We start from the raw sequence: 10,730 nt of genomic DNA, 5'->3' as shown, positions 1-10,730 counted from the left end.
CCCAATTGAAGTTCTCTAGGGTGTATACCTATTAAACCCCGGGGGCCCCCCCCGGGGGGGATGGGGTCCCCACGCCCCGCACCGCGCCGCTGCCCGGGCGCGAACGTGAGATCGGCCTGCTGACCAGGCTTTTCGCGGTCGCCCTCGACGGCAGGGCCGCGGGCGCGATCCTGGTCGGCGAGTTCGGCATGGGCAAGACGTCGGTCCTGACGGCCACGGCGGCGCTGGCCCGCGAAGCGGGGTTCACCGTCGCGCTCGCCACCGCCTCGCGGCTGGAAACTCACCTGTCCGGCGGAGTCAGCCGCCAGTTGTCGGACAGCTTGCAGGACACCTTCCTCCGGCAGCTCGGCGAAGCCGCGTCACCCCTGCCCCGCGCTCCCCACGTCACCGAACGCCTCGCGATTCAGCATCCTCTCACCGGGTACGAGGAGGGCGAGGCGCTGGAAGCGTTCTTCCGCGCGGTCCGGTACGCGACCGAACAGGCACCGGTCTTCCTCGGCGTCGACAACGTCCACGTCGCGGACGCGTGGTCGATGCGCTGCCTTGCCTACATCCGCGCCAGGGTCACCGCACTGCCCGTGGTGATCGTGCTGACCTCGCTCATCGGCCAGCCCCTCGGCGAGGTCGCCCTGCTCGAGATGTCCGGCTGCACGCCGCTGACGATCAAGCTCGACGGTCTCGGCACCACGGCGGCCGCCGACCTGCTCGGCCTCGCGCCCGGTGAGCTGGTCTCGACCTGCCGCGAGGTCACCGGCGGAAACCCGTACCTGCTCAAGACCCTGCGCCCCCGGCTCGTCCCCGGGGCGGACCCGCGGGAGATCGGCGCGGCGGCGATCGGCCAGATCATGCACGCGCGGCTGCAGGAGTACCCCGCCGGGCGGGAGATCCTGCAGGCGGTGGCGGTGCTGGGACAGGACGCCGCCTTCGACATCCTGGCCCGGCTCGCCGGCGTCGACGAGACCGCGGCGCTCACCGCGATCGACACGATGGTGCGCCTGCACGTGCTGACCAACAGCCACTGCCCCGAACTCACCTATCCCTTCCTGCGCAACTCCGTGCTCGCCGACATGCCGGTCGCGACCAGGGCGGTGACCCACGCCCGAGCGGCGAAGCTGCTCGCCGACGCGGGCGCGCCGGTCGAGCGCGTCGCGGCACATCTGCTCGAGGCCACCGCCGTCCAGGTTCCGTGGGCGATCACGACGTTGTGCCTCGCCGCCAAGAACGCGGTGTTCGGCGGGCAGCCGGAGCTGGCCGTCCGCTACCTGCGGCGCACGCTGGAAGAACGACTGCGCCCTGGCCGCCGCCTCGCGGTCCTGCTCCAGCTGGCGCACGCCGAATACCGGTGCGATCCGCAGTCGGCGCCCGCCCGGATCCGCGAGGCCGTCGACAACGTCGGCGACCGGGACATGGCCGCGATCATCGCGACCGCGATGATCCTCGCGCTGTGCGGCGGCCCGGACGCCCGGCTCGCGATCAGCGCGGCGGGCCAGATCGCCGCCCGGCTCGACGCGGGCGGGCCGGACGCCGTCTGGCCGCTGCTGTGCATGACCTACCTCGCCGAGGCGGGCAGCAGGCTCGGCCCGCCCCCGGATTTCCGCGACTTCGGCCAGCAGTGGGCCCCGCTGACCGATCCGGCCGCGCAGCGCAGCCGTTCCGCGCTGCTCGCGCTCGACGCCGTCCGCAGCGGTGAATGCGCGAAGGACGCGGTCCGTCACTTCGGTGACGCACTCGCGGGCGACGAAGGAGAACTGTTCGAGCAGCACTACTTCTTCACGCTCGCCACCGCCGTGCTCGCCGACGAGCCCGCGCACACCGACCGGCTGTGCCGGGTGCTCGACCTCGACCGCGAACCGTGGGATCACCACGTCCCCCGCGCCGCGCTGCCGACGCTGGCCCGCGGTATCGCGCTACAGGCCGGTGGTGACCTGCAGCGCGCGAGTGTCCACTTCGAATCGTTGCTGCGCCAGTTCGACGAGCGGGACGCGACCACGATCTGCCCGATCGCGGTGCTGTGCGCGGCGCGGCTGGTCGAGTGCTGGGTCGACCTCGGCCGCTTCGAAGCCGCGACGTCCCTTTTGGACAGAATGGATTTCGTTTCCAGCCAAGGACTTTTCTCGCACACCTACCTGTTGCACGCACGCGGCAGGCTCCGGGTGGCCACCGGCTACACGCGGTTCGGCCTCGAAGACCTCCTCAGCTGCGGTCGTCGGCTGGCACATCACGGAATGCGGTTCCCCGGCTTCGTCGCCTGGCGAGCCTACGCCGTCCGCGCCGCGCTCACGCTTGGCCAGACCGACGAGGCGTCGCGGCTCGCCGAGGAGGACCTCTGCGCGGCGGAACGCTGGGGCGCCGCGCGTCCACTCGGGACAGCGCTGACCACCATGGGACTCGTGCGCGAAGACGAGGAAGCCGAGCGCGCACTGCAGAAGGCCGTCGGCACACTCGCCGCCTCACCAGCCCGGCTGCACCTCGCGAACGCGCTGACCGAGCTGGGGACGTTCCAGTCGCGGCACGGGAAACCGGACAAGGCCGCGGCCACGCTGCGCCAGGCGGTCGAGCTGAGCAAACAGTGCGGGGCGCGGCCGCTCGGCCGCCGGGCCGCGGAAGAACTTCGCGCGGCGCGCCGGACGTTGTCGCCCGCCAAGGAAAACGAGCACGGGCTGACGCGCCAGGAGAACCGCATCGCCGTGATGGCCGTGCAGGGGCTCACCAACCGGGAGATCGCCGCCGCGCTGCACCTGACCCGACGCACGGTCGAACTGCACCTTTCCGGGGCGTACCGGAAGCTCGGCATCACCGGCCGCGCCGAACTGCCCGGAGCGCTCAAGTCCCATGGCGTGGACGGCCGTTGACCGGCTCGGGAGCCGCTGTTCTACTTCGGCCATGTCCGGCGCCCTGCTGACCCGCCGCCGCCATGTGGACTACGTCCGCGTGGCGGGTTACCGCTGTTTCGCGTAGCACCTTTCCGCACCCTTTTCACTTTTCACTTTTGTGGAGCGACCATGCCCGAAAACGAAGCACGGCTGCACGAGCCGCTGAAATTCGCCTACTGGGTACCGAATGTCAGCGGCGGCCTGGTCACCAGCGACATCGAACAGCGCACCGACTGGGGTTACGAGTACAACCGCGATCTGGCCGTTCTCGCCGAGAACAACGGCTTCGAGTACGCGCTTTCCCAGGTGCGGTACACCGCCAGCTACGGCGCCGCCTACCAGCACGAATCGACCGGGTTCAGCCTCGCGCTGCTGCTGGCGACGCAGCGGCTCAAGGTCATCGCCGCGATCCACCCCGGACTGTGGCATCCCGGCGTGCTGGCGAAGTTCATCGCGAGCGCCGACGTCCTTTCCGGCGGCCGGGCGGCGGTCAACGTCGTGAGCGGCTGGTTCAAGGACGAATTCACCAATCTCGGCGAGCCGTGGCTCGAACACGACGAGCGCTACCGGCGTTCGGAGGAGTTCATCCGGGTCCTCAAGGAACTCTGGACGAACGACCACGCCGAGTTCGGCGGTGACTTCTACCGGATCCACGACTTCGACATCAAGCCGAAGCCCGTGACCGGGGACGCGCGGCCGCATCCGGAGATCTTCCAGGGCGGCAATTCGACGGCCGCGCGCAAGCTCGCCGGCCGGGTGTCGGACTGGTACTTCAGCAATGGCAAGGACTTCGACGGATTCACCGAACAGGTCGAAGAGGTCAACGACTACGCGGCGGCGAACAACCACACCGTCCGATTCGGACTGAACGGGTTCGTGATCGCCCGGGAGACCGAGAGCGAGGCGAAGGACGTCCTGCGGGAGATCGTCGCGAAGGCCAACGTCGACGCGGTGGAAGGCTTCCGCAACGCCGTCAAGCAGGCCGGTAAGTCCACTTCGGACACCAAGGGCATGTGGGCCGACTCGGAGTTCGCCGATCTCGTGCAGTACAACGACGGTTTCCGCACCGGCCTGGTCGGGACGCCGGAGCAGATCGCGCGCCGGGCGATCGAGTACAAGCGGCGCGGCGCGAACCTGCTGCTGCTCGGCTTCCTGCACTACCTGGAGGACGTCGAGTACTTCGGCAAGCACGTGCTGCCGGTGATCCGCGAGCTGGAAAAGGACATCGACCGCAGCGCCGCCACCCCCGAACCCCTGAGCGTCTGACGGCTCCGTTCCAGCAGGTCGAGAAGTCCGTGAATGCCACATCGAGGGACTCAGAGTCCCTCGATGTGGCATTCACGGAACGTCGTAAGAGGCGCGGGTCCCCTTGAGCATCGGCACATCCCCGCGGCGGCGGGGAACGCACTGGACCCACTGAGCCGCAGGTCGGGTGCGTCCGGGTAAAGCCTCAGCCGCGCGGGGCGATGGTCTGCCCCGGCTTCATGGTCGGGCCGCAGTCGTCCAGCGGAGCCGTGACGAAGTGCTGGCCCTCGACGTTCATCATCGTGGTCGCCGCGTAGTGCCGGACGGCCTCGAGCTTCGCCATGTCGGTCACCGCGTCCTTGCGGACGAAGTCGCCGTTGCGCAGGCCGGGGCCAGGGTAGACGAAGATCGGGTAGTAGTCCTGGTCGATCCGCGGGTCGACGGCGATCCCGTTGCCGCTGGCCCACGGTCCCCACGAGTGGATGAAGGTCGGCTTGACCTTGTCGAAGACGTAGTCGCGGAGGCCGTGGATGTCGTCCTTGTGCAGGTAGTCGGCGACGTTCGCCTCGACGAGACCCGCCATGTCGACCAGCTGCAGCCTGCTCGTCATCGACGAACCGCCGAGGTCGGGCAGCAGCAGCGACGCCTGCTGCAGGCCCAGCATGTCGGCGATGGTGTTGAACCCGCGGCCGAACCGGTCGGCCACCAGGCAGGCCGGGATGGTCGGGGACTTGATGAACTTGTCCGAGACCTTCACGAACCCGATCGCCGACGGGACCAGCGACGCGATCACCACGACCAGCGCCACGACCCGGACCACCGGCGCCTTGACCGTCCGCAGGAACTCCGCCAGGCACATCGTCCCGGCCAGCGCGCCCAGCGCCCACACCGGCGTCGCGAAGCGGTACTGGTCCATCCAGTCCGGGATCAGCACGCCGAAGGCGACGATCCCGAGCGCGAACGGCGTCAGCAGCACGTACAGCGCGCGCCGCCACGGCGCCTTGACCATCGCCCAGACGATCAGGGCCGCGACCACGACGACCGCCGCGACACCGATGTACAGCACCAGCGCGCCGGGCCGGATGATCGAGGTCAGGTCGGGCAGGCCCTGCTGCTTCGCGATCGACGGGTTGGCCAGCAGCCGTCCGCCGAACTCGCTGTGCCGCCAGGCGACGTACGCACCGAACGGGATCACGAACGCGGCCAGCGAGATCAGGACGTGCTTGATGCTCGTGCCGAGCAACGGGCGCCGCAGCTGCCACAGCACCGCCAGCGGGTACGCGCCCGCGTAGATCAGCCCGTCCGGCCGGGTCAGCGCGCAGAAGGCGACCAGCAGGCCCGCCGCGGTGGCGACCTTCCACGACAGCAGGTTGTCCTTGCGGGCCGCGACGAACAGCAGCACCGCGAGCCAGACGACACCGAACGCGAACAGCGAGTTCTCCAGGCCGGACACGACCCAGATCACGAACGACGGGATCGTCGCCAGCGTCAGCCCGGCGACGAGGGTGATCGCCCAGGCGTGCCGCCGGAAGACCTGCCGCGCGGCCACCTGGAACCCGGCGAGGATGCCGCCGGTGAACAGCAGCCCGAGCAGCTTCGGGAACAGCACGTAGTCCGGGATGCCCAGCAGCAGGCCGTGGTCGAACAGCCCGGCCACCTTGCCCAGCGCGAGCAGGACCATCCACGTCGGGTCGGAGAAGCCCTCGACCGGCGGCGCCCCCGGCTGCAGCACCGGGCCGAGGCCGTCGGCGAAGCTGCGCGCGTAGGAGAACGTGATGGCCGCGTCGTCGACGATCCAGTGCTTGTAGCGGGTGGCGTGCCAGGCGACCGCCGCGACCCCGGCGAGCACCGCCAGGTACGGGGCCAGCCGCAGCGCCCAGCCGCGCCGCTCGGTTTCGGAATCCGGCGTGCTGGGCAGGTCACGTTCGGATGCTTCGCTGAGTGCGCTTGCCGTCATGTCCCCGTCACTGTTCCTATTCACAGGCCTTGCCGAGAAACGCACGAGCCTGCGCCCCCGTGAGGAGGATCCCGGGCGGGATCCGTCGTCGCGGCGCCACAGCGCCCTCAACTTCGAAGCAGCACTCTAGCCAATACCTCATCCGGCCCTGTCCACGCGTCATCATCGGGCGTGATCCATCCCACATTTCGCCGTCACGAGCAACCGCCGGTATCCGGGTTATGACAGGGGGGTCATGAGAGATGGGAGATGTCGTTGACCAGCCGGACCGAGGCGTTGCCGTCCGGGTAGAACTCCGCGATCGACAGCGACGCGAGGTCGAGGTGCAGCCGGAACAGCAGCGACGGACCGGCGTCCAGGCCCATCCGCAGCAGCGCCTTGATCGGCGTCACGTGGCTGACCACCACGATCGTCCGGCCGCCGTACTCGGCGATCAGCTCGTCGCGCGCCTTGCGGACGCGGCGGTGCACGACGTCGAAGCTCTCGCCGTCCGGCGGCGGCACCGACGTGTCGCCGAGCCACTGGCGGTGCAGGTCCGGGTCGCGTTCCTTCGCCTCGGCGAAGGTCAGGCCCTCCCATTCGCCGAAGTCGGTCTCGATGAGCCCCGGGTGGGTTTCGACGCGGCCGCCGAGCGCGTCGGCGACGGCCTGTGCCGTCTGCTTGGTCCGGGTGAGCGGGGACGCGACGATCGGCGCCGCCTCGCCGTCGACGACGAGACCGGGCATCCCGGCGAGCCGTTTGGCCGCGGCGGCGGCCTGTGCCTGGCCGTGGTCGGTCAGCGGGACGTCGCCGCGGCCGGAGTAGCGCCGGTCGATCGACATCGCGGTCTGGCCGTGCCGCAGCAGCAGGAGCTTGGTGGGGGTGCCGCTGGCGCCGGTCCAGCGTGCCGGGGAAGAGCGGTCGGTTTCCTTCACGACGGCCTTCGCGGCCTTGACCTGCTTCCCGGCGGCCGCGTCCATCGCCTCGTTCGCCAGCCTGTCCGCGTGGGAGTTCTCCGCGCGCGGAATCCACTGGTAGGTGACGCGGTCGAATCCGGCGGCCAGTTCCCTGGCCCGCGCGGCAAGGGGCTGCAGGGCGGCGTGCTTGATCTTCCACCGGCCGGACATCTGCTCCACCACGAGCTTCGAGTCCATCCGGACGTCCACTGTGGACGCTCCGGCGTCGGCGGCGGCCTCGAGCGCGGCGACGAGACCGGAGTACTCGGCGACGTTGTTGGTCGCGATGCCCAGCGATTCCCGGCGTTCGGCCAGCACGTCACCAGTCGCGGCGTCTTTGACCACCGCGCCGTAGCCCGCCGGGCCGGGGTTGCCCCGCGACCCGCCGTCGGCCTCGACGATCACGCGGTCGGTCACAGGCCCGACTCCAGCGTGCGGACCAGGATCGCGCCGCAGTTCTCGCACTGCACGATGGTGTCCTCGGGCGTCGCCTTGATCTCGGCGATGGTGCTGCGGTCGAGTTCGAGCTGGCAGGCACCGCACCGGCGGGCCCGCAGCAGCGCGGCGCCGATGCCCTTGTGCGCGCGGACCCGCTCGTACAGCTTGAGCACGTCGGCGGGGAACCGCGGCACCAGCTTGGCCCGGTCCTCGTCACGGCGCGCGGTCGTGGTGTCGAGGTCCTTGAAGGCCTCGTCACGCCGTCCGGTCGCGGCGGCGACGTCCTGTTGCGCCTTGTCGACCTCGGCACCGGTCCGCTTCGCGTCGAGTTCGAGGGCCTCGCGCTGCTCCATCAGTTCGAGCAGGTCGTCCTCCAGCGCGGTCTGGCGGCGCTGGAGACTTTGCAACTCGTGCTCGATGTCGGTCATCTGCTTGGCGTTGACCGAACCCGATTCGAGCAGCTTGCGGTCACGATCCCCGCGCGCCCGCACCGATTCGATCTCCTTCTCCTGCCGCGCGACCTCGCGGTCGAGGTCGGACGCGGCGGTCTGCACCGACACGAGCGCGTCGCGTTTCTCGCGCAGCGTCTTCTCCCCCGCCTCGATCTCGGCGATCTCCGGAAGGGTGCGACGGCGGTGCGCGGTGCGCGAGAGCTCGGCGTCCACCTTGGCGAGGTCGAGCAGCTGGCGCTGGACGGCGGAATCGGCCTTCACGGTGCTCCCTGTAGTTGTCAGTGCTTGGTGCTAGGCGCGCAGGTTCCACGGGTCGGTGCACCGCGTGGAGACGCAGGTGTCGACGGTACCCGCTGTCGCGGCCTCGACGACGGCCGAGGCTTGCCCGCACCAGGGCCATTCGCTGGCCCAGTGCGTCACGCCGACCAGCGCGGGCACCGCGCCGGTGCCGCCGAGGTGTTCCCCCGCGGGGTGATGACGCAGGTCCGCGGTGACGAAGGCGTCCACCCCGGCCGCGGTCGCGCGCGCGAGGTAGGAATCGCCCGCGCCCCCGGACACCGCGACCGTGCGGATCGGGCGTTCGGGGTCGCCCGCGCCGAGGACGCCGGGAACCGTGGCGGGCAGCGCTTTCCCGACCCGCTCGACGAACGCGGCGAACGGCTCGGCCTCGGGCAGCTCGCCGATCCGGCCGATGCCGGTGACGCCGTCGGCGTTCGGGTCGAGCGGGCGCAGCACGCGCAGGCCGATCGCCCCGGCGAGCGCGTCCGACACCCCGGGGTCGGCCGAGTCGGCGTTGGTGTGCGCGCAGTAGAGCGCGACACCGGCCCGGATCATCCGGTGCACGAGCCCGCCCTTCGCGGTGTCCGCGGGAACTCCGTGCACCCCGCGCAGCAGCAGCGGATGATGCGCGACGATCAGCTGCGCGCCCAGTTCGATCGCCTCGCCGACGGTCTCGGCGACCGGGTCGACGCAGAACAGCACTCGCGTGACGTCGTCGTCGGGGTCGCCGCAGACCAGCCCGACGGCGTCCCAGGATTCGGCCAGTTCGGGCGGGTAGGCGGCTTCGAGCGCTGTGATGATGTCGGAGACGGCGGGCATCCGGCGATTTTCGCATGTAGCGTCTCGACGGGTGAGGACCCCGCATCTCGTCTTCGTCTGCTCCGGCAACATCTGCCGCTCCCCGATGGCCGAACTCGTGTTCCGGCACGCCCTGGCCGACGCCGGACTGTCGGACTCCGTGCGCGTGTCGAGCGCCGGGATCGGCCCGTGGCACGTCGGCGAGCCCGCGGACAAGCGGGCCCGCGCGACGCTCAAGGCCCACGGCTACCCGACGTCGCACGTGGCCTCCGAAGTCGACGAGGACCAGCTGGACGCCGATCTGCTGCTGTGCGCCGACGACGGTCACGTCGACTTCCTTCGCGCGCGGGCCACCGATCCTTCGCGGGTACGGCTGCTGCGTTCGTTCGACCCGTCCGCGCCCGAAGGCGCCGAGATCCCCGACCCGTATTACGGCGGCGACGACGGGTTCACCGAGGTACTGGGCATGATCGAGCGCAGCGTGCCCGCGTTGCTCGACTGGGTGCGAGCCCACAGCTGACGAGGTCGCCGTCGTGGTCGCGGCGGGGACGGCCTACCGTGGAGGTGTGCGCTTGCGGTTCCTGCTCCGGCCCGGCTGGCTGGCGTTGACGGTGGTGGTGTTCACCTTCGCCGTCTGCTGCTACACCCTGCTCGCGCCGTGGCAGTTCCGGCGGGACACCGAGCGCGAGACCCAGAACGCGGCCGTGCGGGCCTCCTTCACCGCCGCTCCGGCGCCGCTGTCCCAGGAACTGGCCCCCGGCGCCGAGCCGGACCAGCGCACCGAATGGCGCCTGGTCACCATGACCGGGACATACCTGCCCGAGGCCGAGGTTGTCGCGCGGCTGCGGACGGTGCAGGGCCAGGGCGCCTCCGAAATCCTCACCCCGTTCCGCACCACCGACGGCACGATCGTGCTGGTCGACCGCGGCTACGTGGGCCTGTCGGCGGACTCCGGCGTCCCGCCCTACGCGGCCCCTCCGACCGGGACGGTGACGCTCGTCGCGCGCGCCCGCCCGGACGAGACGGACCCGAAGAACCGTGAGGCCACCACCGACCCGTCATCCGGCGGGAAACTGCAGAGCTACGTCGTCGACTCGCGGGTCGTCGCGCGGGCCGCGAAGCTCGACATCCGCCCCGGCTACTTCCAGCTCGACGTCGACCAGCCCGGCGTCATCAAGCCGCTGCCACTGCCGCAGCTCGACTCGGGCCCGTTCTTCTCGTACGCGCTGCAGTGGATCGCCTTCGGCACCATGGCGTTGCTGGGCTGGCTGTACTTCACCGTGCGCGAACTCAAGCCGGGCGGCGCGCTCACCACGCCGCGGCCCGAGCGGGGACGTCGGAAGTCGGTGGCGGAGATGCTCGCCGAGGACGAGGCCGCCGAGGAGGCCGAGCGGCCCCGTGCCCCGTCCGGCACCACATCCGACGCCCCGTCCGGCGCGGCTGGCTCGGGGGCGGAGCAAGGGACCTTTACTCCCACTCGTTAGTTCCGCTAAGCAACGCAAGCAAAGGTCCCTTGCTCTCTTTCCGCAGGTCAGGGCCCCCGCAAGGAATGAACGGAAGATTCAGGACACCCCGAGGCCCCCTACCAAACAGCCTAGGACGCGGGACCGACAAACCCGGTCGAGAGCCCCGGCGGACGTGCCGTTAAGGCCACCTTACGGGCGTCTGACGCCCGTAAGGTGGCCGGAACCAGGGGCGTATACACAACAGACGCGGCCCCCGCCAAAGCCAGTGTAGATCTCGGGGGGGGCCG

8 protein-coding genes are annotated in these 10,730 nt (G+C 70.4%); 4 read left to right on the top strand and 4 right to left on the bottom strand.

The annotated features are described in order from the left end of the window. The first annotated feature begins 89 nt into the window (after window positions 1–89). Both ACFWY9_RS43675 and sfnG read left to right on the top strand, forming a co-directional pair. On the top strand, window positions 90–2,852 hold the full coding sequence (locus tag ACFWY9_RS43675) for a BREX system ATP-binding domain-containing protein (RefSeq protein WP_378341667.1): 2,763 nt from the start codon (window positions 90–92) through the stop codon (window positions 2,850–2,852). 150 nt (window positions 2,853–3,002) lie between these two features. Then, window positions 3,003–4,139, top strand: coding sequence for a dimethylsulfone monooxygenase SfnG (sfnG, locus tag ACFWY9_RS43670; RefSeq protein ID WP_378341665.1), 1,137 nt, complete (start codon window positions 3,003–3,005; stop codon window positions 4,137–4,139). Window positions 4,140–4,323: 184 nt separating this feature from the next. Here sfnG and ACFWY9_RS43665 read toward each other — a convergent pair whose 3' ends face one another. The 4 genes from ACFWY9_RS43665 to ACFWY9_RS43650 form a co-directional block, all read right to left on the bottom strand. Beyond that, complete coding sequence (locus ACFWY9_RS43665) at window positions 4,324–6,075, bottom strand: hypothetical protein (protein ID WP_378341664.1); 1,752 nt, start codon at window positions 6,073–6,075, stop codon at window positions 4,324–4,326. Between the two features lie 233 nt (window positions 6,076–6,308). Further along, window positions 6,309–7,427 (bottom strand): bifunctional RNase H/acid phosphatase, encoded by a 1,119-nt coding sequence (locus tag ACFWY9_RS43660; RefSeq protein WP_378341663.1) that lies wholly within the window; start codon window positions 7,425–7,427, stop codon window positions 6,309–6,311. After that, complete coding sequence (locus ACFWY9_RS43655) at window positions 7,424–8,161, bottom strand: zinc ribbon domain-containing protein (RefSeq protein WP_378330121.1); 738 nt, start codon at window positions 8,159–8,161, stop codon at window positions 7,424–7,426. The genes ACFWY9_RS43660 and ACFWY9_RS43655 overlap by 4 nt, the downstream gene beginning before the upstream one ends. Before the next feature lie 30 nt (window positions 8,162–8,191). Next, window positions 8,192–8,998: a Nif3-like dinuclear metal center hexameric protein gene (locus tag ACFWY9_RS43650; protein ID WP_378341662.1), complete on the bottom strand. Its 807-nt coding sequence runs from the start codon at window positions 8,996–8,998 to the stop codon at window positions 8,192–8,194. Between the two features lie 31 nt (window positions 8,999–9,029). Here ACFWY9_RS43650 and ACFWY9_RS43645 point away from each other — a divergent pair, with 31 nt between their 5' ends. Together ACFWY9_RS43645 and ACFWY9_RS43640 are read left to right on the top strand one after the other, a co-directional pair. Further along, window positions 9,030–9,497 (top strand): low molecular weight protein-tyrosine-phosphatase, encoded by a 468-nt coding sequence (locus ACFWY9_RS43645; protein WP_378341661.1) that lies wholly within the window; start codon window positions 9,030–9,032, stop codon window positions 9,495–9,497. Between the two features lie 46 nt (window positions 9,498–9,543). Continuing rightward, the gene (locus ACFWY9_RS43640; RefSeq protein ID WP_378341660.1) at window positions 9,544–10,461 is read left to right on the top strand and encodes an SURF1 family protein; all 918 of its coding nucleotides are present in this window, start codon (window positions 9,544–9,546) and stop codon (window positions 10,459–10,461) included. Window positions 10,462–10,730: the final 269 nt, after the last annotated feature.

The organism is Amycolatopsis sp. NPDC059027, assembly GCF_042739735.1.
GTDB lineage: Bacteria > Actinomycetota > Actinomycetes > Mycobacteriales > Pseudonocardiaceae > Amycolatopsis.
The sequence above is the reverse complement of the archived record's forward strand: the minus strand, read 5'-3'. Positions and strand labels throughout refer to the sequence as shown.

Excerpts from the sequence above, each read along its gene's own strand:
- ACFWY9_RS43665 (WP_378341664.1), bottom strand. The coding sequence starts at position 6,075 with ATGACGGCAAGCGCACTCAGCGAAGCATCCGAACGTGACCTGCCCAGC.
- ACFWY9_RS43650 (WP_378341662.1), bottom strand. The coding sequence starts at position 8,998 with ATGCCCGCCGTCTCCGACATCATCACAGCGCTCGAAGCCGCCTACCCG.
- sfnG (WP_378341665.1), top strand. The coding sequence starts at position 3,003 with ATGCCCGAAAACGAAGCACGGCTGCACGAGCCGCTGAAATTCGCCTAC.